Source organism: Gemella sp. oral taxon 928, from assembly GCF_001553915.1.
GTDB lineage: Bacteria > Bacillota > Bacilli > Staphylococcales > Gemellaceae > Gemella > Gemella massiliensis.
The window spans coordinates 1081311-1106680 of sequence record NZ_CP014233.1 but is presented as its reverse complement, the minus strand read 5'-3'; the positions used below and the strand labels follow the sequence as shown (position 1 = coordinate 1106680).

Below are 25370 nucleotides of genomic sequence, written 5' to 3'. Positions count from 1 at the left end.
ATGAATACAGTAGATTTTTATTTAAGACTTTCCTTAGAAGATGACGACTTAAAAGACGAAAGTAACAGCATTACTTCCCAAAGAGAAATCTTAAAAGACTATATCAGTTCAAAAGAAGAATTTACCGGAGTGAAGATAAGAGAACATATTGATGATGGCTATACCGGAACAAATTTTAATCGTCCTGCATTTCAAAAGATGATAGGTCTTGTGAAGAAAAATGAGATAAGAACTATTCTTGTAAAGGATTTATCACGATTTGCAAGAGATTATATTGAATCCGGAGCATATATTGAGCAGATATTCCCTTTTATGCAGGTTCGTTTCATCTCTGTGAATGATAATTATGACAGTAATAACAATGAGAATGGAATCAGCAGTTTAGAAATTCCTTTTAAGAATCTTGTCTACGACTACTATTCCAAGGACATTTCACAAAAAATCAGTTCATCAGTAAGAGTAAGACAGGATAGAGGGTATTATTTCGGTTCAAAAGCACCGTATGGATATGTAAAAGATGAAAAAGACCATCATCAGCTACTTGTCGATGAAAGAGTGAGAAACATCATTGAAGAAGTCTTTGAAAGATACCTTAGTGGTGAAAGTATGCTTTCAATCTCCAAGGATTTTAATCATAGAGGTGTTTTAACGCCAGCAAAACATATAGGGCTTAAAAGAGGAAGTGGAGTATGGACAGGACAGATTATCAGATATGTTTTAACACAAAGAGTTTATACAGGAGCTGTTGTTGGTGGAAAGACAAGGGTACAGGAAGTTGGTTCTGATAATAGAAAATGGGTTGATAGCAAAGACTGGATAATTAGAGAAGATATGCACGAAGCTATTATCTCTAAAGAAGATTTTGGTAAAGTTCAGGATATGCTAAACAGCAATGCAAAACTAATCAGTAGAGAGCGTAAGAATTTTCATATACTTCAGGATAAGGTCTATTGTGGTAAGTGCCATCATAAAATGACCTATACAGTTAATTATGGAAAAACAGATGGGTATTGTTGTCCATATAGATATACGGCAGTGGATTGTGGTTGCTTGAAAGGGAAGATAAAAGCAGAAACATTGGAAGATATTGTTTCAAAAGAGATTAAACTTTATACAGAGAGCTTTCTTGAAAAAGAACAGACAAGAAAGATTGAGTATAAAGTTATGGAAAGCATTTGTGAAAGCCTGCTTGACAGGAAGAAAAGACTGGAAGCGGAAAAGCAAAAGATTCAGGTTTCCAAAATGCAGCTTTATGAAAGGCATAAACAGGACGAAATAGATAAGGAAGCATATTTATCAAAGAAAGAAGATTTAAGCAAAAAACTTAAAAATACAGAACAGGAAATAGCCATCATTACGGACAAGATAAAAGAAAATACATCTTCAGGACATAACCTTAATGTTGATAAGCTAAGAGAAGCGGTTGCAAAAGGAGAGCTTGTTTTAGACTGGATCAACGAAGTCATAGACAGGATTTATGTTTATGATAAAGACAAGGTGGAGATTATTTGGAAATTTGAGAAAGGGAATGGAAAAGATGGATAAAAAAGACGAAATTATGCTTGTAAATCAGGAATCCCTTGCAGAAAAAATTTATATTATCAGGGGACAGAAAGTAATGCTTGACTTTGAACTGGCAGAAATTTATGGGTATGAAACAAAAAGATTTAATGAACAGGTCAAAAATAACATTGAGAAATTTGACGATGATTTCAGGTTTCAACTCACAAAAGAGGAATGGGAAAATTTGAGGTCGAAAATTTCGACCTCAAAATCGGAAACAGGTTCAGGAGGCAGAAGATACTTACCTTATGTTTTTAGTGAAGCCGGAATCTATATGCTGATGACGGTTCTTAAAGGGGAGCTTGCTGTCAAGCAGAGTAAAGCCTTAATACGCACTTTCAAGCAGATGAAAGACTACATTGTAGAAAACCAAGGCTTGATTGGACAAAGAGAATTTTTACAGCTTTCCATGCAGATAACAAGCAATGTTGTGGAAATGCAGGGTTTAAGACGAGATTTAATGAATGTGGAAGATAAGGTGGCAGGGTTGGTGGACAATTTAGGTAATGTTGTGCATAAATCCGAACTGTCAGAGTTAATTCTTGACCTTAGCAATCCACAGCTAAAATATGGATTTTTGCTTTTAAACGGAGAGCCGATTGAAGCGAATCTTGCTTATAGGGACATTTACAGCATAGCAAAAAAGAGCATTTATATCGTTGATAACTATATCGGAGTTAAGACACTTGTACTGTTAAAGGATATACCCTCATCGGTAGAAATCACTATATTTAGCGACAATGTTGGTAAAGGACTTCATACCCTTGAATACCAAGATTTTTGTAAAGAATATCCGTTTAGAAGGGTAAAGTTTCAAAAATCCGGCGGGGAGTTCCATGACAGATATATTATCATTGATTGGAATACAGATAAGCAGAGGATATACCACTGCGGAGCTTCTTCCAAAGATGCAGGGCAAAGAATCACAACTATATCGGAAGTAGTTGACCAAGTAGTATATGCAGACCTGATAAACAAGCTCTTGAAAAATCCAATTTTAAAGTTAAAATAGAGTAAAAAAAGTTGATTGGAAATTTGAAAAAATATGTATCCAATACTTGACACAAGGGTGGATATGTAAATACCATATTGTATTTACCCCTAAGTATAGACGAAAAATAGAATTTAATCAATACAAACGAGATATAGTAGATATAATAAAAAGGTTATGTAAGTATAAAGGAGTGGAAATAATAGAAGGACATATAATGCCAGATCATATACATTTGCTGTTATCAATACCACTAAAATATAGTGTATCAAGTTTTATGGGATATTTGAAAGGAAAAAGTTCACTGATGATATTTGATATGCATGCAAACCTGAAGTATAAGTATGGGAATAGAAAGTTTTGGGCAGAAGGATACTATGTAAGTACTGTAGGTTTGAATGAAGGTACAATAAGAAAATACATCAAAGATCAAGAAGCGCATGATATTGCAATAGATAAACTGACAACAAAAGAATATACAAATCCATTTGGAAATAAGAAAAAATAGATAAACCCGTTTGACGGGTAGCGGGCGTAAAAATACAATAGGGCTTGAACGAATGTGAAAGCCAGCGCCTTGAGGTGCGTGTTAGTAACAAAGGGTTATACCCGAAGAGAAAACCACCCCTTTTCAGGGGTGGTCATTATTTTAGTATAACTTTTTGTTGTTAAAATATAAAATAATTAGTTATTTTTTCTAAAATCAGAACATTTTGACAAAAATGGTCATAAAAGTTTGCAAATTAAGAAAAAAACTGGGAAATATCAAAAAATAAATTGTTTTCTTCTTTAAAAAGCTATATAATGGATATATGCTATTAAATTTCATATAAAAATACTAAGGAGTATTACATGCAAAGTACGAGATTAGAGAGTAGTATTAACGAAAATATTGTTCAAGAAGAGATTCAGCTATTGACTGAAATGTTGTTGGAAGCCACTAGAAAAATGACATCAGAAGAAACTTTTAAAAAAATTATGACATTAAAAAAATTGGCGGATAACAAAAAATATGATGAATTAAATACTGTTGTAAAAGATTTAACAAAAGAGGAAATGTATACAGTAGCAAAATTTTTCTCAGTATTGCCGCTTCTTATAAATATAGCGGAAGATGTAGATTTGGCATTTGAAGTAAATTACAAAAATAATGCCGGTGAAAATTATATAGGAAAACTTAAAACGGCAATAGAAAAAATAACGGATAATACTATATTAGAGAATATAAATGTTGTTCCCGTTTTAACTGCTCATCCTACACAGGTTCAAAGAAAGTCTATGTTGGATTTAACCGAAGAGATACATTCACTGCTTAGAAAACACCGTGATATTAAGCAAGGGCTCATAAATGAAACGAAATGGAGAAATAGTCTTCAAAAACATATAGAGATTATTTTACAAAGTGATACTATTCGTGAAAAAAAATTAAAAGTATCAAATGAAATAACTAATGTTCTTGAATATTATAATCGTTCTTTTATTCAAGCAATTTCTACCCTAATGACAGAATATAAAAATTTACTTAAAGAAAATAATATTTCTTTAATGAATGAAACACCAATTACTATGGGAATGTGGATAGGAGGAGACCGTGACGGAAATCCTTATGTAACTGCAGAAACATTAAAACTTTCAGCTATGAAACAATGTGAAGTAATATTAGATTATTATGTTGTAAAATTAGAAAATCTGTATAGAACATTTTCTATCTCTTCTCAATTTATTAACGTAAGTGATGAATTGAGAAGTCTTTCAGAAAAATCAACAGATGTTTCTGAATATAGGGAAAAAGAACTTTATAGAAAATCTATTTTTTACATTAAAGAAAAACTATTAAATACAAAAAATTATTTATTAAACGATATAAAATCAGAAAATATTTATTTAACAACCTGTGAATTTGAAAAAGATTTAGAAGTCATAAAAAATTCTCTTTTGGAAAATAATGGGGAAGTATTTATAACCGGAGAATTTGAAGAATTATTAAATATCGTAAAAATTTTCGGCTTTTATTTGGCAAGTATTGATATGAGGCAAGATTCCAGTGTTCACGAAGTTTGTGTAGATGAACTATTAAGAAATGCCAATATAGTGAAAAATTACAGCGATTTACCGGAAAAAGATAAATGTAAAGTGTTATTAAAGCAATTAGTTGAAGATCCCAGACCGCTCAGTATCGGGGATAATTCAAAACAATCAGAACAGTTAAATAAAGAACTTGAAATTTTTAGAACTGCAAGAATTTTAAAAGACAAGTTAGGTGATAATATTATTAAGCAAAGTATTATTTCACATACAACAAGTATTTCGGATTTGTTAGAACTTGCTATCATGTTAAAAGAAGTTGGATTAGTAGGAAAAGATTTTGCAAGGCTTCAACTTGTCCCATTATTTGAAACTATTGAGGATTTAGAAAATTCATATGAAGTAATGGATAATTATTTGAAATTGGATATAGTTAAAGAATGGATTAAAGATAACAAATATTATCAAGAAATAATGTTAGGTTATTCTGATAGTAATAAAGACGGAGGTTATTTATCTTCGGGTTGGTCTTTATATAAGGCTCAACAAAAACTGGCTTTATTAGGCGATAAACATGGAATAAAAATAACATTTTTCCACGGACGTGGAGGAACTGTCGGTCGTGGTGGTGGTCCCAGTTATGATGCGATAGTATCACAACCGCTAGGTAGTCTACAAGATAGAATTCGATTAACAGAACAAGGTGAAGTAATAGGAGCAAAATACGGCAATAAAGATGCCGCTTACTATAATTTGGAAACATTATTCTCGGCAGTAATAGAAAGAATGAATTCTGATAAAGTAGAATTAGATGAGAGTTTATATAGAAAAATTACAAATGTAATGGATGAAATTGTTACAGATAGTTATAAAACATATAGAAAATTAGTTTTTGAAAATAAAGAATTTTATAATTATTTCTTTGAGGCTACTCCAATAAAAGAAATTTCCAGTTTAAATATCGGCTCACGACCGGTATCACGTAAAAAAATTACGGATATAGGTGGACTTCGTGCTATACCTTGGGTATTTTCATGGTCGCAAAGTAGAATAATGTTACCCGGTTGGTATGGAGTAGGAACAGCATTCTCTAATTTTATAAAAAAAGATAGTAAAAATCTCTCTTTTCTTCAAGAACTGTACGAACAATGGCCATTTTTCAAAGCATTATTGTCAAATGTTGATATGGTGATGTCAAAAGCAGATATGGGGATTGCAAAAGAATATGCAAATCTTTGTAGTGATGAAAAAACAAAAAAAGTGTATAGTGAAATTTTAAAAGAATGGAATTTAACAAAAGAGGTTGTTTTAAAAATTTCTAAACATAGTAATTTTTTAGAAGATAATTTCTATTTAACACAAAGTTTAGAGCATAGATTACCATATTTTAATACATTAAATTATGTACAAATAGAACTTATAAGACGTGCAAGACAAGGAGAAATTCCTGATTCTCAAATAAATACAATTCATATAACAATAAACGGAATAGCAACAGGTTTAAGAAATTCCGGATAATATGAAACCGAAGTAATAGAAAATGTTACTTCGGTTTTTTTGATATTAATGTTGAAAAATCCAAATCATCATATTTTGATTTTATATTTTTAGATAGAGTATCAAAATTATTATTTGGAAATAACGGATCAAAATCATCGTCGATAGAATTTTTTTTATGCTGTGAAGTAAATTTATTACCGGAAATATCCTCTTCTTGATCAGTTAAATTTTCTGTATAAATTTTTTTATAACTATTTTGATGATTTATTTCAATATCATTTGGAGAGCTTACACCTTTAAAGTTGTAAAATAACGGACCATATTCTTCCAGTAATTCTTCGTTTGATAAGTTAATAAATGGATTTTCTATTTTCTCTACCGTTTTGGAGTAAATTTCTTCTACTATTTTTTCATTAGTTTCTATGGTGGCTACATTATTTTGCCAAGATAAAATAATATTAAAAAGTATTTCGAGTTGTTTTTCACTTAGATACGGTAGATAATTTCTAATTTTTTGTGCTGTATCCATAGTTTTACCTTACGATTTTTGAGCTGTTGTTTTTAAATATTCAATATAATCAGCACCCCAATTTTCCAATTCATCAAGAACTTTTTGAAAATTTTTTCCTATTGATGTTAAACTATATTCAACTTTTGGGGGAACTTGAGCGTAAACTTCACGATGAATAAGACCGTCATGTTCCAGTTGTTTAAGTTGTTTAGTTAAGGTAGCTTGAGTAATTTCTCCAAGTTCACGTTGTAATTCATTAAATCTTTTTTCTTTATTACTAAGAATATGAAGTATCAAAATAGTCCATTTTCCCGCAAGGATCTTTTGTGTAGTAAAAAATGGGCAAATTCCAAATAAAGTTTCGTTTTTCATATTTTACCTCCTGAATTTTATTAAAATTTATATTGATATTATGAAATTCTATCAAAAAAGATACTAAGTATAATAAAAAAACGTACTTGATATTTTTTTTATACAACTATATAATCATATATATAAATTATAAAACAAAAATGCTCTTGAAGCAAGATAAAATTTAAAAATAAAAAGGAGATTTTAATATGACACAAGAAAAATTATATCAAACAAGAAGAAGTAATTACGCATTAGGAAAAAACCTTCCAATTTCAGAAGAGAAAGTGTTAGAAATTATAAAAAATGCAATAAAATATTCACCAAGTGCTTTTAATTCGCAAACTGCACATGCAGTAGTGTTGTTAGGTGATAACCACGATAAATTATGGAATATAACATTTAATGAATTATCTAAAATATTACCTAATGAAGATGCTAAAAAAACAACTAAAGATAAATTAGATACTTTTTCTGCAGCATACGGAACAATTTTATTCTTTGAAGATCATGATGTAGTAAAAGGATTGCAAGAACAATTTCCAACATATGCTGACAATTTTCCATTATGGTCTGAACAATCAACAGGTATTGCATCATTTGCTGTATGGAATGCATTGGCAGAAGCTGGAGTAGGTGCAAATATCCAACATTATAATCCATTAATTGATGATGCTGTAGCTAAAGAATGGGATATTCCGACCAATATGGTATTACGTGCACAAATGCCGTTTGGTGAAATTACAGCTCCGGCAGCACCTATTGAGAGAACTGATAGAACACGTATAATAAAATAATTTGTTAAAAAATTATAAACTTTCTTTTTAATTAATTGTAATAAAAAGAAAGTTTATTTTATTTATTTATAATTATGAGTAAAATGAATAGAATTTTAAAAAAGAAAAAGGTTAGTTTTAATTTTTTATATTTTAAATTTAAGAAAATATAAAACTATATTTTTTATGAATAATAAATTTATAAGCACAAAAATTGAAACGCATACATTGTTATGTTATTATAATAAAAAAATTAAAAAGGAGATTTTCTGATGGAAAAATTAAAAAAAGAAAATTTTAAAATGTATATTGATGGGGAATGGGTGGACTCATCAGATAAATTAGTTGTGAAATCTTATAACCCGGCTAATTCAGAGTATTTAGCGAACTTCCCAGATGCGACTGAAGAAGATGTAAATAGTGCAGTAGCGGCTGCAAGAAGAGCCTTCAAAACTTGGAGAAAAACAACAGTTAGCGAACGTGCTGCCTTATTAAATAAAATTGCAGATATAATTGATGAAAATACGGAACTGTTAGCAATAACAGAATCACTTGATAATGGTAAACCGATAAGAGAAACTTTAAGTGTTGACGTTCCGCTAAGTGCAAAACATTTTAGATATTTTGCGGGATGTATTTTAGCTGATGAAGGACAAGCAACGGTATTAGATGAAAAATTTTTAAGCCTAATTTTAAGAGAGCCTATAGGTGTTGTTGGGCAAATTATACCTTGGAATTTTCCGTTTTTAATGGCAGCATGGAAACTTGCACCGGCTTTGGCAGCAGGGAATACTATCGTTATTAAACCGTCAAGTTTAACTTCACTTAGCTTGTTGACATTTGTAGAACTAATTCAAGATATATTGCCTAAAGGAGTGTTAAACGTAGTTACAGGGCGTGGAAGTAAATCAGGTGAGTTTCTAAAAAATCATAATGGTTTAGATAAACTCGCATTTACCGGATCAACAGAAGTTGGAAGAAAAATTGCCTTAGCTGCTGCAGAAAAATTGATACCTGCAACATTAGAATTGGGTGGAAAATCAGCAAATATTATTTTAGATGATGCAGATATGGAAAAAGCATTAGACGGTGTTCAATTAGGTATCTTATTTAACCAAGGACAAGTATGCTGTGCCGGTTCAAGAATATTTGTTCAAGAGGGTATTTATGATGAGTTTGTAGCGAAAGTAAAAGAAAGATTTACTAAACTTATAATAGGGGATCCGTTAAACCCTGAAACACAAATGGGAAGCCAAATTGATGAAAAACAAGCCGAGAAAATTATTAACTATATTGAAATTGCTAAAAAAGAAGGTGGAGAAATTCTTGTAGGCGGAGAAAGATATACGGAAAATGGTTGTGACAAGGGAGCATTTGTTAAACCTACATTAATTACTAATATAAATAATGGATGCCGTATCGCTCAAGAAGAGGTATTTGGTCCGGTTTCGGTAATTATTAAATTCAAATCTGATGAGGAAGTTATTAACCAAGCAAATGACAGTGAATATGGACTGGCTGGAGCAGTATTTTCTAAAAATATTAATAGAGCATTAAATATTGCTCGCAGTGTTGAAACCGGAAGAATGTGGGTTAATACTTATAATCAAATTCCGGAACACGCACCATTCGGCGGATATAAGAAATCAGGTATTGGACGTGAAACTCATAAAGTTATTCTTGAACACTATTCACAAATGAAAAATATCTTAATTGATTTAACTGATGATATATCAGGATTTTATAATTAAGACTTCGTAAAGAAATAAAGGTGTAGAGCAAAAATCTACACCTTTATTTTTTAAGAAAATAATTTATTATTGCAATTTTGATAAAATAACAAATTGCTGTTTTTTTATATTATTTTAAAATAGTTATAATATTAATTTTTCAGAGTTTCTATCAAGGTATTTGGAATAAATCGTTTCACGTAAAAATACATATTATGATAGAAATTCTGAAATTTTTATAAATTAAAATAGATAAAATAAAAGAAAGAACGATACATGAATATTTGTAGATTGCACTAAAATTACTAGAAAATATAGGGGATATATGGTATAATGTAGTGTATCTTTTTGAGCTTTGTGATACAATTATGATGATAGATAAAAGAATTATAAAGTTCAAGATTGTGAGGTGTAATTAATGAAACACGATACTAAAAAAATACATTGTTCATTTTGTGGTAAAAGCACTGATGAAGTGTTTAAAATGATTGCAGGTAACGATGTATTTATTTGTGATGAGTGTGTAGATTTATGTTCTGATATGATTGAAGAAGAATTAGAGTATAGAAATAATTTAACAAAAAAAGAATTTAAATTATTAAAACCACATGAAATAATGAATAAACTAAATGATTATGTAATAAGTCAAGATAAAGCAAAAAAATCAGTTGCTGTTGCTGTTTACAATCATTACAAGAGAATAAATACAAAAAAAGATGATAACGATATTGAGTTGCAAAAAAGTAATATTGCTTTAATTGGGAGTACAGGTTCAGGGAAAACTTTAATAGCACAAACCTTGGCTAAAATGTTAGATGTTCCTTTTGCTATTTCCGATGCAACAACTTTAACAGAGGCCGGGTATGTAGGAGAGGACGTTGAAAATATTTTACTTCGTCTTATTCAAAATGCCAATTATGATATAGAGAGAGCTGAAAGAGGAATTATCTATATTGATGAAATTGATAAAATTGCTAAGAAAGGTGAAAATGTTTCAATAACACGTGATGTATCCGGTGAAGGTGTTCAACAAGCATTGTTAAAAATCTTGGAAGGAACGGTTGCAAGTGTGCCGCCACAAGGAGGAAGAAAGCACCCCGGAGAAGAAATGATAAAAATAAATACAAAAGATATTTTATTTATTATCGGTGGAGCATTTTCAGGAATTGAAGAAATAATAAAACGTCGTTTAGGAGAAAAAATTATTGGTTTTACTAAGAGTGATGAGCTTAATGACGAAGAAGATATTATTTCAAAAGTAAAACATGAAGATTTGGTAAAATTTGGAATTATACCGGAATTTATAGGTAGAATACCTGTCATTTGTTATTTAGAAGAACTCGATGAGAAAGATTTAATAAGGGTATTAAAAGAACCTAAAAATTCGGTATTAAAGCAATATGAATACTTATTTGAATTAGATAATGTTAAGTTAATATTTGAAAATTCAGCATTGGAAGAAATTGCCAAAGAATCAATTAAAAGAAAAACAGGAGCAAGAGGATTACGTTCTATAATTGAAGAAATATTACTTGACGTAATGTATGATATACCTAGTAAAAAAAATATTACAGAGTGTATTGTAACTAAAGAGAATGTAATTAACAAAACAAAACCAATATTAAAATAATTGATTGAGAGAGGAGTTAGTTTTGGGTAAATATTATTTATTAGAGCATAAAGATTTATTTTTCCCGTCTAATACTTACACAATAGATATAGAGGATAAAAGATTTTTAAAAACTATAAAAGGATTGAAAAAAGATAAATTTTCCGTTTTTATTGCTAATAATCGAAAATTTATCGATACTTATGATGAGGAATTTTCAGAAGAGGATATGTATGATGCACAAGGTTTTAATATTTTCTTTGGTACATACGGTCAATTAACTGTTGATAAGAAAAATAAAATTTACCAATATTCATGTTACGGTGTTGCAGAAGTGAAAAGTGGTGTATATAAGGATAATATGGTAGAATACTTAGATATAACCACAAAAGAAACTGAACATGGTGATATTAATGAAAATGTGGCGTTGATAAAATTAAAAACCGAACTTAGTTCATACTTAGCTAATGAAAATTTTGAGATAGATCTTTATGAAACGGATGATTTGGAGAAATTTATTAATAAGAATATTAAGTATTTTCCAATTGATAAATTTTTTAAAAAACGTGTGTTATATTCATTAAGTTTAGATAAGAAAGTTGCTGCTATTATAAAAGGATTTGATATGCTTGATTCCGGTGTGGATTTAAAACGTAAAATTGATAAAAAAGTTAGAGAAAATATTGATAATCAACAAAAAGAATATTTTTTACGTGAGCAGATGAAAGTAGTTCAAGATGAACTTAAACAAATTGTTCCGGAAGATGACGATTTAGAAAAATTGAAAAAGCAAATTTTAGATATAAAATTAGCTAAAGAAGATGAAGATGTTCTTATGAAAGAGTTGGACAGATTAGAAAAAACTCCGGTAATGAGTCCGGAACATTCTATTATTAGAACATATTTAGAAACTGTAGTTGCACTTCCTTGGAATAATGTTACTAAAGATGAGATTGATATAAAAAATGCAGAAAAAATCTTAAATGAAGATCACTACGGTTTGGAAAAGATAAAAGAGCGTATTTTGGAATTTTTAGCAGTTAAAAAATTACGTGAGGATATGAAATCACCAATTCTCTGCTTAGCCGGTCCTCCGGGAGTAGGGAAAAGTTCTTTGGCAAAATCAATAGCGACTTCTATGAACAGAAGTTTTATTCGTATATCTTTAGGGGGTATAAGAGATGAAGCAGAGATAAGAGGGCATAGAAGAACCTATTTAGGAGCCTTACCGGGAAAATTAATTCAATCTTTAAAAAAAGTAAAAACTAAAAATCCGGTTATTTTATTGGATGAAATAGATAAAATGGCTTCAGATATAAAGGGAGATCCGGCAGCAGCAATGTTGGAAGTAATTGATCCTGAACAAAATAATGAATTTGTGGATCACTATTTGGATATTCCTTTTGATTTATCACAAGTATTATTTATTGCAACCGCTAATAATTTAGGGATGATTCCGGCACCGCTCCGTGATAGAATGGAGATTATAGAATTAGAATCTTATACGGTAAAAGAAAAAGAGAATATTGCAATTAAATATTTAATACCAAAACAAATAAAAGAGAATGGTTTAGAAATTAACAATGTTACATTTTCAAAAGCAGCGGTGAATAAGATAATTAACAGTTATACTTATGAAGCCGGAGTTAGAAGTTTAGACAGAGTAATTGCTTCGGTATGTAGAAAAGTCGCATTACGTGTATTAAAAGGTGAAGAAAAAATAAAAGTTGGCGTCAATAACTTAGAAAGTTTTGTTGGCCCTGAAAAATATAATATGAAAGATAAGAATAGTGAACCACAAATCGGATTAGTTAATGGTTTAGCCTATACTAGTGTAGGAGGGGATACTTTAGAAATAGAAACAAGTATTTCTAAAGGAAGCGGAAAAATTGTTCTTACCGGTAAGCTGGGTGATGTAATGAAAGAATCGGCACAAATGGCTATTTCATATTTAAGATCTAATGCGGAGGAGTTAGGACTTTCTGACATTAACTTCTCTGAAATAGATATTCATCTTCATGTTCCGGAAGGTGCAGTACCTAAAGATGGTCCTTCAGCGGGAATAACAATAACGACTTCTGTATATTCAGCACTTACAAAAAAAACGGTTGATAACAATATTGCTATGACAGGAGAAATGACCCTTCATGGAAAAATTCTTCCAATTGGCGGGGTAAAAGAAAAAGTTTTAAGTTCAGAAAAAATGAATATTAATACTATTATTATTCCAACTAAAAATAAAAAAGACTTAATTGATATTCCAAGAGAAGTTTTGAACAGATTGACTATTTATACCGTAGATAATATTCATCAAGTATTTGGTGTGGTGTTTGGAGAATAATATGAAAAAGTTAAATATTCATAATGTTGATTTAATGATAAGTGCCGTATCTAAAAAACAATATCCGAAACACAATAAACCGGAAGTTGCTATGTGTGGTAGGTCAAATGTGGGTAAATCGACATTTATTAATACAATATTAGAAAGAAAAAACTATGCCAGAGTATCATCAAAACCGGGGAAAACAAGAACGCTTAACTTTTTTGATATAGATAATAAAGTAGTATTAGTTGATGTTCCGGGGTATGGATATACTAAACTTTCCAAAGGTGAACAAGAAAAGTTATACGATATGATAGTAGAGTATCTTGTTAATAGTGAAAATTTAGGTTTTGTACTACATTTAGTAGATAGTAGACATAAGCCATCACAAGATGATATAGAAATGAATGAATTTTTGAATTATTATAAAATTCCATTTGTTTTAGTGCTAACTAAAGTTGATAAAATATCAAAAAATGAACTTGCAAAAAATATGGCAAAAATAAAAAAAGAATTAGATTTAACAAATAATATTTCAGTGATTGGGTTTTCTTCAGTTACAAAATTAGGTAAGGAAAAAGTAGTGGAAGAAATATCAAAAATTTTAGTATAAATAATATAAAATCGATTTTCTTATTAGAGATTTATCTATAATGGTTGTATAATAAATATTAAGGTATAAAAATATCCTTTACATCTCATTATAGAATCCCTTTAATGAGCAAGTCGATTTTTAAGAAAAACTGTTGATAAGCGTTTAAAAAAGTTTCCTTAAAATTAAAAATTTGATAATTAAAGTAAAAAATATTATAATTAATGGGGTATTGATTTAATTATTTTATAACAAAAAAGTATATGGAGGAAATTTTAGATGTCAGTTCTAGATATTAAAGATTTAGAAGTATCGATTAATAAAAAACAAATTTTAAAAGGGTTAGATTTAAAAATTAAATCAGGAGAAATTCATGCTGTAATGGGTCCTAATGGTGCCGGAAAATCTACACTTGCGTCTGCCATAATAGGGCATCCTAAATATGAGGTAGACGGAGGAAGTATTTTACTTGACGGTGAGGAAGTATTGGATATGGTGGTAGATGAACGTGCGCGTGCAGGTTTATTTTTAGCTATGCAATATCCATCAGAAATACCGGGTGTTCCAACATCCGAGTTTATAAAATCTGCGATTAATGCTCAGCGCGAAGATAATATTCCGTTGATGAAGTATATAAAAAAATTAGATAAAACAATGAAATTTTTGGATATGGATTTAAAAATGTCTCAGCGTTATGTAAATGACGGTTTTTCAGGTGGTGAAAAAAAACGTAATGAGATATTACAGTTAATGATGATAGAACCCAAATTTGCTATTTTAGATGAGATTGATTCAGGTCTGGATATTGACGCATTAAAAGTTGTTTCTAAAGGCGTTAATAAAATGCGTGGTGAAAATTTTGGATGTTTAATTATCACTCATTATCAACGTTTATTAGATTACATTGTTCCTGATTTTGTCCATGTACTAATGAATGGGAAAATTGTAAAAACCGGTGGGTCTGAACTGGCATTACGTTTAGAAAAAGAAGGATATGATTGGTTAAAAGAAGAGGTTTAATATGGAAAACAATAAGTTAAAATTAAGTATTAAAACTTTAAAAAGCGTTTTTTCTGATACAAATGAACCGACATGGTTTTTAAATATTAGAAAACTGGCTATGTATAAAAGTTATACTTTGCCTTTTCCTAAATTAGAGTCTATGAATTTAGAAAGTTGGCAATTATTTAATATTGATTTTTCGAATTTAAGGCTTCCTGATGAAAAAATTGATATTAATGAAATAAAAGATAAGTATAATATTAAAGATTCCGATATTGTTATAATTCAAAAAAACAATACAATACTATATATTAATGTTCCTGAACAGTATAAAGAAAAATTGGTTATTAAAAATATTTTTGAAGCTATGAATAATGACCACATTAAAGATAGTTTTTTATCTGTTGTTGATTATGCAGAAAGTAAGGTTACAGCGGTTCACTATAGTTTATTAAATGCCGGTTTATTTGTAGAAACTAAGGATAATGTTGTTATTAATGAACCTATTCAGTATATTGTAATAACTGATAAAAAACAAAGTTTATTTAATCATGTAACTATAAAAGCGGGTAAAAATTCGTCAATTAATTTTGTAGAAAACTATATAAACAATTTGAAAAATGATGATACACCGTTTAGTATTGTAGTAGAAGTTGTAGCAGAAGAGAATGCCAAAGTAAACTATAGTTCTATAACCAATTTACCGAAAGGAAAACGAGGGACTATTTTGCGTCGTGGATTAACAAACGATAATTCACTTATTAACTGGAATGTAGCAGCTATGGATGAGGCTGACGTTTATCATGACAATACTACTAATATTCTTGGAGACGGTTCGGAGGCTAACTTAAAAATAGTAACTCTTGGGGTAAAAGAACAAAAAACATATTTTAATAGTGAAGTGGTAAATCAAGGGTTAAACTCTAAAGGAGATATACTTCAACATGGGGTTATGTTAGATAGATCGCATATTGTTTTTAATGGAGTGGGATTTATTGTAAAAGGTGCTACCGGTTCAAATGCTTATCAAAGTTCACGAATGTTAACATTATCAAGTGAAGCAAAAGGTAATGCTAATCCAATGTTGTTAATTGATGAAAATGATGTTATGGCAGGGCATGGTGCTTCTCTTGGAAGAATTGATGAGGAACAACTTTACTATTTGCAAAGTAGAGGATTATCAAAAAAAGAATCAAGTAGATTATTAGTTCATGGTTTTTTGTCACCGGTTATATCAGAACTAACAGTTAATTTTATCAAAGAAATGGCAACTGTACTTATCGATGAAAAAATAAATAATAATGAGAGTGAATAGTATAATATGGAAAAATTCAGCAGTGTTAGGGAAGATTTCCCTATTTTAAAGCGAAAAATTGGAGATAATAAGTTAGTATTTTTTGATAATGGTGCAACTACTCAAAAACCTATTCAGGTAATAGATGCTATAACAAATTATTATAAAAATTATAACTCAAATATTCATCGTTCGGTTTATACTTTAGGTGATGAATCAGAGAAAATTTATATGGAGTCAAAAGAACTCGTAAAAAATTTTATTAATGCTGAAAGTTATGAGGAAATAATCTATACAAGTGGGACTACTGAGGGCTTAAACTTTGTTGCAAGAATGGTAGAACAAGAGTTAAACAGTGGTGATGAGATAATTCTTAGCTATATGGAACATCATGCTAATATTGTACCGTGGCAACAACTTGCTAAACGAAAAAATCTTGTATTAAAGTATCTTGAACTAGATGAAAAAGGTAGAATAAGCATAAATCAACTGCAAGATTACATTACTGCTAAAACTAAGGTTGTTTCCCTTTGTCACGCTTCTAATGTATTAGGTAATATTAATCCTGTTTATAAAATAGGGGAATTGTTAAAAGATAAAGATATTTATTTTATAGTAGATGCGGCACAATCGGCACCACACTTAACACTTGATGTTCAGAAAATGAACTGTGATTTTTTGACGTTTAGTGCTCATAAAATGTGCGGTCCTACCGGAATAGGGGTGCTTTATGGGAAAAAAGCATTATTAGAAAAATTTGATCCTGTTGAATTTGGTGGCGGTATGATTGGTATTGTTGAAGAACGTTCTGCGACATGGGCAGTTTTACCGGATAAGTTTGAAGCGGGAACGCCGTTATTAGCACAAGCTGCCGGTCTTGGTGCTACGATAAAATATTTAACTAATCTTAATTTAGAAAATATAGAAAAATATACTAAGGAATTGACTAAGTACCTTTATGATGAACTTTCTAAAATTGAAGATATAGATATATATGGTACTGATAATATTAATGAGAAAGTATCATTGATTTCATTCAATTTAAGGGGTGTCCATCCACATGATTTAACGAGTTTCTTGGACGAAAAAGGTATATGTATTCGTGCAGGACATCAATGTACCCAGTTGTTATTACAAAAATTAGGTGTTTACTCTGTTGCCAGAGTTAGTTTGTATTTTTATAATACAAAAGAGGAAGTTGATTTCTTTATTAAAACATTAAAAGAAACGAAGGAATTTTTTGATAATGAGTTTTAGTGATTTAAAAGATTTATATAAACAAGTGATCTTGGATCACAGTAAGCACCCACGTAATTATGGAGTGATAGAGGATAGTTACAAATTGGAAATGCTCAATCCTTCGTGTGGTGACAAGATTACCGTCAGTATGTGTATTGAAAATAATATTATAACTGATATTAAATTTATTGGGACAGGTTGTTCTATTTCTCTTGCTTCTGCTTCCATGTTAACAGAAGAATTAAAAGGTCTTAGTGTAGAAAAGGCTAATGAAAAAATAAAAGATTTTTTAAATATGATTATGGGTATGGAGTATAATGCCGATAATCTTGAAGACAGTATTTCTTTAGAAAATATTTCAAAATTACCGGCACGTGTTAAATGTGCTACATTGGCATGGAAGATTACAGAAAAAATATTAGAAGAAAATAGAGATAGTTAAAGTGTAGAAAAAGGAGTGAGTGCATTGAGTAAAAACGAAGAAATGTTTACCGATTATCAGTATGGATTTTCTGATGTTGATGTTTCAATATTTAAAACTGAAAAAGGTTTAACGAAAGAAATAGTTGAAACTATTTCAAAAAGAAAAAAAGAACCGGACTGGATGTTGGACTTTAGGTTGCATGCTTTGAAAGAATTTTATAGAATGCCAATGCCTACATGGGGTGGAGATTTATCCGAAATTGATTTTGAAGATTTAACCTATTATGTAAAACCATCTGAAAAAACAGAACGTTCTTGGGATGAAGTACCGACAGAAATCAAAAATACATTCGAAAAACTTGGTATTCCGGAAGCGGAGCAAAAATATCTTGCCGGTGTATCGGCACAATATGAATCAGAAGTTGTTTATCATAATATGCACAAAAAATTTGAAGAGTTGGGAATTATTTTTGAAGATACCGATACGGCACTAAAAAATCACGAAGAAATATTCAAACAATATTTTTCAAAAGCCGTGGATTATAACGATAATAAATTTGCAGCTTTAAATTCAGCAGTTTGGTCAGGCGGTTCATTTATTTATTGTCCTAAAAATGTTTCTATAGATGCACCATTACAGGCATATTTTAGAATTAATAGTGAAAAGATGGGACAGTTCGAACGTACATTAATCATTATTGAGGAAAATTCTTCTGTACATTATGTAGAAGGTTGTACAGCACCAACTTATTCTGCAAGTTCATTGCATGCAGCGGTTGTAGAGATATTTATTAAACCTAATGCACGTTTTAGATATACAACTATTCAAAACTGGTCAACAAATGTATATAATTTGGTAACAAAACGTGCTATCGTTGAACAAAACGGAACAATGGAATGGGTTGATGGAAATCTCGGCTCTAAGCTAACTATGAAATATCCGGCATGTGTTCTAGTTGGAGAAGGTGCCAGCGGTAGTACATTGTCGATTGCTATGGCGAGTGAGGGACAGGTGCTTGATGCGGGTTCTAAGATGATACATTTAGCACCAAGGACATCTTCTACGGTAGTATCTAAATCAATGTCACGTCGTGGCGGTAAAGTAAACTATCGTGGTTGGATACACTTTGGTAAAGATTCTGAAGGCTCACGTTCTAATATTGAATGTGATACGTTGATTTTAGATGAGTATTCAACATCTGATACTATTCCGTATAATATTATTCAAAATTCTAATGTATCATTAGAACATGAAGCCAAAGTATCAAAAGTTTCAGAGGAACAACTATTTTATTTAATGAGTCGAGGGCTAGATGAAGCACAAGCAACAGAGATGATTGTTATGGGATTTATCGAACCATTTACAAAAGAATTACCTATGGAATATGCAGTTGAATTAAATAGATTAATTTCATTTGAAATGGAAGGCTCAATCGGTTAATAATATGGTTATATAATAAATTTCAAAGAATTAAGATGTAAGACAAATAAGTTAATTAAGCTCTATGTTAAATAGTGGAGATAGAGAAAATTAGCCTCTGCAAAATGAGGCTCTGTGTCAAATACGGGCATGAGAAAAAAATAAAGATAAAATGCTAAGTAACATTGTGTTGCTTGGCATTTTTCAAATCACTCTTAAAAGAAATATTATTTTTATACTCAGAAACAAATAATCTGAAAACAACTAAAATGCGTAATCTAAAATTATTAGTTTCACATCTATTGTAACACTGCAATAGTCAAAATATTTGATTGTAATAATCATTTTGTTTTTTAAGATATTGTGATATTATAATATTAAACAATGATTTTAGGAGAAATATAGTTATGAATAAAAATAATAAAGAACAATATAATAATGTAAATAATTATTCTGAATACAATCAGGATAATTATCAAAATCAAAATTTTAATGATGAAAATTATCAATATGATCAATTTGGGAATTATAATACTGACTATCAGCATAATAAATTTAATAATGAACAATTCCAAGAAAATTATACAGATATACATCAAAATAACTATAATAACTTTAATGAAGAATATTACAAAGAAAAGCCTAAAAAGAAGAAAGGATTAATCACTTTTATTAGTGTAGTGATAATTTTAGTTTTAGGAGTTGGTGGTGTTTTCGGTTATAATTATTTTGTAAAAAATAAAACCATTACTGTTAATATGTCACAATATGATATTGAATTTGTTCCTTTTGGGACTGATGGAGACGGGAAACCGGAAGTGGATATAAAAAATATACCAACAGTAAATACAGATAGCGAAGATGTGAAAAAATTCTTACAAGAACCAACGATAACTTATAATAAAAATGATAATTTAAAAAATGGAGATAAAGTAGAAGTAATAATATCATTAAGTAAAACTTCTGCACAGGCAAAACATTTGGTACTTAAAGGGGAGTATAAAAGAACGTTTACTGTAAGAGGATTGAATGAAAAAACTAAAGAAAAAACAGTAATCGTAGGAGATAATCCATCATTAAGCGGAAAAATAAAAGAAGATCCTTTAATTGATACGAAAAAATTGTCAAAAGAACAAGTAGCCAAATGGGTAAAAGCATGTTATATAGAAAATAATACAGAATTAACAAATGATGATTTTATTGTTGATGTTTCGCTTGGAGAAGATAATTTAGTGTATGCTGTTTTAAGTAAAAATCCTAAATCATCTAAATTTAACTCACCTAAAGTGTTGGATCATCGATATAGAATAAATGCACATGGGGAACTGGAAATAAGCTCACGCTTGAAAGATGAGTGGACGATTATAAGTCGTGTATTCAAATATATAGAATAGCGTAAAAATTTAACGGTAAAATAAATAAAGGTGGGAAGCCTATCATAAAATATAATTATCTTCTTACTTATCCGTATCGTTATTTTGTAAAATTTTTTAAATAGCACTTGTAATTGTAAGCGATTAGTGAGATAATATTTAATATAATGTAAAACAACAATTAAGAGGAGATAGGCACTTATGACAAAGATATTAGCTATAAATTCGGGGAGTTCATCTCTTAAATTTCAATTATTTGAAATGCCTGAAGAAAAAGTTATTACCAAAGGATTAGTAGAAAGAATAGGAATTGAAAATAGTATCTTTACTATTGAGTTTAACGGAGAGAAAGATAAACAAATATTGGATATTCCTAATCATGATACAGCTATAGAAATGTTGCTGGAAAAATTAATATCGAAAGGGATAGTAAAAGATGTAAAAGAGATTGAAGGTGTAGGACACCGTGTTGTACATGGTGGAGAATTCTATGATTCATCTGTACTAGTAACTGATGAAGAACTGGCTAAAGTTGATTCAATTGAAGATTTAGCACCTTTACACAATCCGGCAAATATTAAAGGTGTACGCTCATTCCAAAAAGAATTACCGGGAGTTCCAAATGTATTAACATTTGATACAGCGTTCCACCAAAGTATGCCAAAATCTACTTACATGTATGCAGTACCTAGAGAGTTTTATGAAAAATATGGCGTTCGTAAATATGGGGCTCATGGAACAAGCCATAGATATATTGGACAAAAAGTTGCTGAAATTTTAGGTAAAGATCCTAAAGAATTAAAAACTATTTCTTGTCATATAGGAAACGGGGCATCAATCTGTGCTATTAAAAATGGTAAATCATTTGATACTTCTATGGGATTCACACCGCTTTCAGGCTTGGTTATGGGAACTAGAACAGGAGATATAGATCCGGCGACAATACCTTATATTGCACAAAAAACCGGTCTTTCATTAGAGGAAATCGTTCATATTTTCAATTTTGAATCAGGACTTAAAGGTGTTTCAGCTATCTCATCTGATTTACGTGACGTAGAGGTTGCAAGAGATACTGATCCGCACGCAGCAGAAGCTATTGATGTATATATTACAAGAATTAAAGAATATATTGGGGCATATGCAGCAGCGATGAATGGTGTCGATGCTATCGTCTTTACCGCAGGTGTTGGAGAAAACGCAGCTTGGGTACGTGAAGAAGTTCTTGAGGGCGTATCATTCTTAGGGGTTGAGGTTGATAAAGAGAAAAACGGCGTACGTGGTAAAGTCGCAGAGATTTCTACACCGAATTCTAAAGTAAAAGCATTTGTTATTCCAACAGATGAAGAAGTAATGATTGCTAGAGACACTTATAACTTATCTAAATAAATAGCAAGGATTTTAGTAGGCTGGGGCTTCCACTCCGGCCTTTTAATTTTATAAATGTGAAAAGCAGGTGAATTGTGTTAGAATATAATAATGAATTATTTAAAGAAAAATTTAATACAGCTATTGAAATTCTTAAAACATTTGAAAACAACAACTTTAAAGCATATTTTGTAGGTGGTTGTGTTAGAGATTATATATTAAAAAAAGAATTTTCGGATATAGATATAACAACTAATGCATTGCCGGAAGAAATAAAAACTATTTTCAATAGAACTATTGATACAGGAATCAAGCATGGGACTGTAACAATTTTCCATAAAGGTAATTATTATGAAGTTACAACTTTTAGAACGGAATTAGACTATACTAATCATCGTTCTCCGGATAAAGTAGAATTTGTTGGCAGTTTAGAAAAGGATTTAGAACGCCGTGATTTTACGATTAATGCAATGGCACTGGATTCAAGAGGACGACTTTATGATTTTCATAATGGGCTTAGTGATTTGAATTATAAAATCATTAAAACTGTAAATTCCCCAAATGAACGCTTTAATGAAGATGCACTTAGAATGTTGCGGGCATTCCGGTTTTCTTCCAAATTAGAATTTAAAATAGAGGATGAAACTTATAATGCTATTGTGAAAAATAGAGAATTAATTAAATTTGTTTCTATAGAAAGAGTAGTAGTTGAATTTAAAAAATTATTACATGAAAAAGGTAATAAAAATGCTTTAGAACAACTTATTAATAGCAAAATAGGCTGTTATATTCCTTTTATTAAATTTGTAAAAGAGTATACTGATTTTGCTAATTTTACTTTTTCTCAAGCATTATATTGGTTAATGTATTTTAATAATATAGAGTTATTGGAGTTAAAAAAATTAAAACTTTCCAATAATGAAATAAATAAAATTAAAAAATATAAAAAAATAAAATTGGAATTTGACAAAAAAACTCCTATTGAAGTAATAATTTATGATTTTGGAAAAGAAGATGTTAAATTCATAGTGGACATATTTAAGATTATGTCAATTGAGAAATTAAATGATATTTCTCTACCTATTTTAAACTTTTCTGAAATAGAAATAACATCAAAGGAAATAATAAAAATAATAAATAAAAAACCCGGATCATGGATAAAAGAAGTTAATAGGTTAATTGAAGTAAATATTTTATTAAATAATCTACAAAATAGTAATAAAGAGATAATAGATTTTTTATTAAAATTAAAGGATAAAATATAGATAGATAAAATTTAATTTTGTAATGAAAGAGAGGTGAGTAATTTGAAAAATAATAATTTTTGTATTGTGGATATAGAATTAACGGAAGAAAAAGAAATAATTCAATTAGCTGCAGTAAAACTGGATAGTAATTTTTTTGAAGTTGATAGTATGAACTATTATATAAAACCTGAAACAGGGTTATCCAATTTTGTTGTAGAATTTACAGGAATTACTGATAAACAACTTAGTAATAAACCGAAATTCTCTGATATTTCAAATAAAATATATAATTTTATAAAAGATTCTATTTTAATTTGTCATGGTTTAGATTCCGATTATGGAATTTTATATAAGCATTTTATTAAAAACGGAATATATTATAAACCACCTAAAATGTTTGATACTGTTAAATTGTCACAATTATTCTTCCCAATGGAAAGTAGTTATAGATTATCCGATTTAGCTAATTCATTAAATCTTTATAATGGAAATAATTATCACAATGCAAAGACGGATGTTATAGTCACATCTAATTTATTAAAAAAAATAACAAAAAAAATATCTTCTCTTGAACAAGAAAATTATAATAAAATATTAAAAATATTAACAGCTGTTAAATCCGATATTATTTGGTTTATGAAATTTAGTAGAACAAAAAGAAAATTTGTGAAAAATAATATAGGGTATATTTTTTATGCCGGAGTAAAATTTAAAAAAATATATTATTCAAATAAAAATAAAAATGTATCAGGAAAAATATTTTTTTCTGCAATTCCTGAAGAAGAATATGCTAAAATGTTTAAAATAAGAAACTATGAAATATTAAAAAATAAAAGTTCTTATGTTCCGCTTAATATATTTTCGCTCTTACCCAAGAAAAAAGATAATAATTTAGTCAATCTTAGAATAAAGTTAATTGTTTGGATATTGGAAACAAGTACGGGCGATTTTTCGGAATTAAATCTTTTAAATTCTGAAAAAGTATTTTTAGATGAAATTATGGATTACTTATCAAATAGCCATAAGTCTTATTATTTTGATATAAGAAATAAAAAAGCACAGATGAGCAAAAATATTATTACAAATTATTCTAATATTTCAAATATTATTAAAAATATATATTTTAAAAATTATAAGTTAATATTTGAAAATGCCAATGTACTGGGAAGAGAATTAAATTCTAAAAATATAAATTTCTATTTTTATAAAAATGTTATAACAGAGTTAAATATTGCTATATCGCAAAATCCCAGCAATAAAAATTTAAAAAATATTCGTGATAATCTGGATAGTTTGGTTAAATTTTTAAATGAAATGTATATTTCCGAAAGTTTGTTTTTATATAACGATAGTATTTATTTTATTAAGCAGGATATAGGGATACTTAAAGATGAGGTAAGTAATAGTAAGTTGAAAATTCCTATAACCAAAAGTTTTATTTTAAATTTGGATAAGGCAATAATAAATGAAAAAAATAGTTTTAAATTTGATAATTTTACCCAAGAGAACAGCTTGTACTTAAAGATTGTTAATGACAAAAATATAAAATATATAGTTAATTCTATTCATACAAAAAAATATTATTATTTAAATGTAAAAAACAGATTGAATATTAGTTACGTTTCCGATAAAAATGAGATATTGTTTAATAAAATACAAGGCAGAATTTTATATATTTTTGAAAGTAATAAATACCGTGACTTATATTTTAGTGAACGTGATAAAAAATCTTATATAAAATATATTAATTTTTCGTCAACAGATAATTTTAGAGACTTATATATTGATCTAAATAAAAATAATCGTTTAATGTATGTTTGCTATGCTACTAAAGATATTTTAGAATATAATTGTTATTTAAAAAATATCTTTGATTCTATAGTTGTTTTAAAAAATTTAGAATATTAAGTATTATATAAATATAGAAGCATTTTGATTTGATATTATTCCGTTATTATTTAAAAAAATATTATTTTATGTTATAATTTTATTAGTTTTTATAATTAAAGATTGAAATATTTAAAAGTAATTTTTTA

Annotated in this window: 20 protein-coding genes; 18 read left to right on the top strand and 2 right to left on the bottom strand. The window is 29.1% G+C overall.

Annotation, left to right across the window (positions count from 1 at the left end; all coding sequences use genetic code 11):
- The 4 genes from AXE85_RS04990 (at position 1) to ppc (ending at position 6097) form a co-directional block, all read left to right on the top strand.
- Positions 1–1545, top strand: coding sequence for a recombinase family protein (locus AXE85_RS04990; protein WP_062173584.1), 1545 nt, complete (start codon positions 1–3; stop codon positions 1543–1545).
- Positions 1484–2575 (top strand): ORF6N domain-containing protein, encoded by a 1092-nt coding sequence (locus AXE85_RS04985; protein ID WP_062173583.1) that lies wholly within the window; start codon positions 1484–1486, stop codon positions 2573–2575. Before AXE85_RS04990 ends, AXE85_RS04985 begins: the two co-directional genes overlap by 62 nt.
- A 31-nt stretch (positions 2576–2606) precedes the next feature.
- Positions 2607–3062: an IS200/IS605 family transposase gene (gene tnpA / locus AXE85_RS04980; protein WP_062173582.1), complete on the top strand. Its 456-nt coding sequence runs from the start codon at positions 2607–2609 to the stop codon at positions 3060–3062.
- A 344-nt stretch (positions 3063–3406) separates the two neighbouring features.
- Positions 3407–6097 carry a phosphoenolpyruvate carboxylase gene (gene ppc, locus AXE85_RS04975; RefSeq protein WP_062173581.1) on the top strand — a complete coding sequence of 897 codons (2691 nt, stop codon included), beginning with the start codon at positions 3407–3409 and terminating at the stop codon, positions 6095–6097.
- A 25-nt stretch (positions 6098–6122) separates the two neighbouring features.
- Here the strand turns inward: ppc and AXE85_RS04970 are convergent, their stop codons facing one another.
- Positions 6123–6608 (bottom strand): hypothetical protein, encoded by a 486-nt coding sequence (locus tag AXE85_RS04970; RefSeq protein ID WP_062173580.1) that lies wholly within the window; start codon positions 6606–6608, stop codon positions 6123–6125.
- Between the two features lie 9 nt (positions 6609–6617).
- The gene (locus AXE85_RS04965; protein WP_062173579.1) at positions 6618–6962 is read right to left on the bottom strand and encodes a winged helix-turn-helix transcriptional regulator; all 345 of its coding nucleotides are present in this window, start codon (positions 6960–6962) and stop codon (positions 6618–6620) included.
- A 188-nt stretch (positions 6963–7150) separates the two neighbouring features.
- On the opposite strand from AXE85_RS04965, the gene AXE85_RS04960 reads away from it, so the two are divergent.
- From AXE85_RS04960 to AXE85_RS04895, 14 genes are all read left to right on the top strand, one after another.
- On the top strand, positions 7151–7738 hold the full coding sequence (locus AXE85_RS04960; protein ID WP_062173578.1) for a nitroreductase family protein: 588 nt from the start codon (positions 7151–7153) through the stop codon (positions 7736–7738).
- A gap of 251 nt (positions 7739–7989) precedes the next feature.
- A complete protein-coding gene (locus AXE85_RS04955; RefSeq protein ID WP_062173576.1) occupies positions 7990–9468 on the top strand; it encodes an aldehyde dehydrogenase family protein in 1479 nt (492 codons plus the stop codon).
- Between the two features lie 397 nt (positions 9469–9865).
- Positions 9866–11077 carry an ATP-dependent Clp protease ATP-binding subunit ClpX gene (gene clpX / locus AXE85_RS04950; protein WP_062173574.1) on the top strand — a complete coding sequence of 404 codons (1212 nt, stop codon included), beginning with the start codon at positions 9866–9868 and terminating at the stop codon, positions 11075–11077.
- Positions 11078–11099: 22 nt separating this feature from the next.
- A complete protein-coding gene (lon, locus tag AXE85_RS04945; protein ID WP_062173573.1) occupies positions 11100–13397 on the top strand; it encodes an endopeptidase La in 2298 nt (765 codons plus the stop codon).
- Between the two features lies 1 nt (position 13398).
- Complete coding sequence (gene yihA, locus AXE85_RS04940) at positions 13399–13992, top strand: ribosome biogenesis GTP-binding protein YihA/YsxC (protein ID WP_062173570.1); 594 nt, start codon at positions 13399–13401, stop codon at positions 13990–13992.
- A 258-nt stretch (positions 13993–14250) separates the two neighbouring features.
- Positions 14251–14991, top strand: a complete 741-nt coding sequence (gene sufC / locus AXE85_RS04935) for a Fe-S cluster assembly ATPase SufC (RefSeq protein WP_062173568.1) — start codon at positions 14251–14253, stop codon at positions 14989–14991.
- A 1-nt stretch (position 14992) separates the two neighbouring features.
- Positions 14993–16288, top strand: coding sequence for a Fe-S cluster assembly protein SufD (sufD, locus tag AXE85_RS04930; RefSeq protein ID WP_062173566.1), 1296 nt, complete (start codon positions 14993–14995; stop codon positions 16286–16288).
- Positions 16289–16294: 6 nt separating this feature from the next.
- Positions 16295–17524, top strand: a complete 1230-nt coding sequence (locus AXE85_RS04925; protein WP_062173564.1) for an aminotransferase class V-fold PLP-dependent enzyme — start codon at positions 16295–16297, stop codon at positions 17522–17524.
- Entirely contained in the window at positions 17514–17948 is a 435-nt protein-coding gene (sufU, locus tag AXE85_RS04920) for a Fe-S cluster assembly sulfur transfer protein SufU (RefSeq protein ID WP_062173562.1), read from the top strand. Before AXE85_RS04925 ends, sufU begins: the two co-directional genes overlap by 11 nt.
- A 42-nt stretch (positions 17949–17990) precedes the next feature.
- Entirely contained in the window at positions 17991–19370 is a 1380-nt protein-coding gene (gene sufB / locus AXE85_RS04915; protein WP_062174739.1) for a Fe-S cluster assembly protein SufB, read from the top strand.
- A gap of 386 nt (positions 19371–19756) precedes the next feature.
- Complete coding sequence (locus AXE85_RS04910) at positions 19757–20743, top strand: hypothetical protein (protein ID WP_062173559.1); 987 nt, start codon at positions 19757–19759, stop codon at positions 20741–20743.
- A 180-nt stretch (positions 20744–20923) separates the two neighbouring features.
- A complete protein-coding gene (locus AXE85_RS04905) occupies positions 20924–22108 on the top strand; it encodes an acetate/propionate family kinase (RefSeq protein WP_062173557.1) in 1185 nt (394 codons plus the stop codon).
- A gap of 74 nt (positions 22109–22182) precedes the next feature.
- Positions 22183–23352, top strand: coding sequence for a CCA tRNA nucleotidyltransferase (locus AXE85_RS04900; protein WP_062173555.1), 1170 nt, complete (start codon positions 22183–22185; stop codon positions 23350–23352).
- Between the two features lie 33 nt (positions 23353–23385).
- Positions 23386–25242 carry an exonuclease domain-containing protein gene (locus AXE85_RS04895; RefSeq protein WP_371523934.1) on the top strand — a complete coding sequence of 619 codons (1857 nt, stop codon included), beginning with the start codon at positions 23386–23388 and terminating at the stop codon, positions 25240–25242.
- The last annotated feature ends 128 nt before the right edge of the window (positions 25243–25370 follow it).

What these genes read in the sequence shown, in the direction of transcription:
- AXE85_RS04990 (WP_062173584.1), top strand. Translation starts at nt 1, where the DNA reads ATGAATACAGTAGATTTTTATTTAAGACTTTCCTTAGAAGATGACGAC.
- AXE85_RS04955 (WP_062173576.1), top strand. Translation starts at nt 7,990, where the DNA reads ATGGAAAAATTAAAAAAAGAAAATTTTAAAATGTATATTGATGGGGAA.
- AXE85_RS04970 (WP_062173580.1), bottom strand. Translation starts at nt 6,608, where the DNA reads ATGGATACAGCACAAAAAATTAGAAATTATCTACCGTATCTAAGTGAA.
- AXE85_RS04960 (WP_062173578.1), top strand. Translation starts at nt 7,151, where the DNA reads ATGACACAAGAAAAATTATATCAAACAAGAAGAAGTAATTACGCATTA.
- yihA (WP_062173570.1), top strand. Translation starts at nt 13,399, where the DNA reads ATGAAAAAGTTAAATATTCATAATGTTGATTTAATGATAAGTGCCGTA.
- sufB (WP_062174739.1), top strand. Translation starts at nt 17,991, where the DNA reads ATGTTTACCGATTATCAGTATGGATTTTCTGATGTTGATGTTTCAATA.
- sufD (WP_062173566.1), top strand. Translation starts at nt 14,993, where the DNA reads ATGGAAAACAATAAGTTAAAATTAAGTATTAAAACTTTAAAAAGCGTT.
- sufC (WP_062173568.1), top strand. Translation starts at nt 14,251, where the DNA reads ATGTCAGTTCTAGATATTAAAGATTTAGAAGTATCGATTAATAAAAAA.
- clpX (WP_062173574.1), top strand. Translation starts at nt 9,866, where the DNA reads ATGAAACACGATACTAAAAAAATACATTGTTCATTTTGTGGTAAAAGC.
- AXE85_RS04985 (WP_062173583.1), top strand. Translation starts at nt 1,484, where the DNA reads ATGATAAAGACAAGGTGGAGATTATTTGGAAATTTGAGAAAGGGAATG.
- AXE85_RS04905 (WP_062173557.1), top strand. Translation starts at nt 20,924, where the DNA reads ATGACAAAGATATTAGCTATAAATTCGGGGAGTTCATCTCTTAAATTT.
- AXE85_RS04910 (WP_062173559.1), top strand. Translation starts at nt 19,757, where the DNA reads ATGAATAAAAATAATAAAGAACAATATAATAATGTAAATAATTATTCT.
- AXE85_RS04925 (WP_062173564.1), top strand. Translation starts at nt 16,295, where the DNA reads ATGGAAAAATTCAGCAGTGTTAGGGAAGATTTCCCTATTTTAAAGCGA.
- AXE85_RS04965 (WP_062173579.1), bottom strand. Translation starts at nt 6,962, where the DNA reads ATGAAAAACGAAACTTTATTTGGAATTTGCCCATTTTTTACTACACAA.
- ppc (WP_062173581.1), top strand. Translation starts at nt 3,407, where the DNA reads ATGCAAAGTACGAGATTAGAGAGTAGTATTAACGAAAATATTGTTCAA.
- sufU (WP_062173562.1), top strand. Translation starts at nt 17,514, where the DNA reads ATGAGTTTTAGTGATTTAAAAGATTTATATAAACAAGTGATCTTGGAT.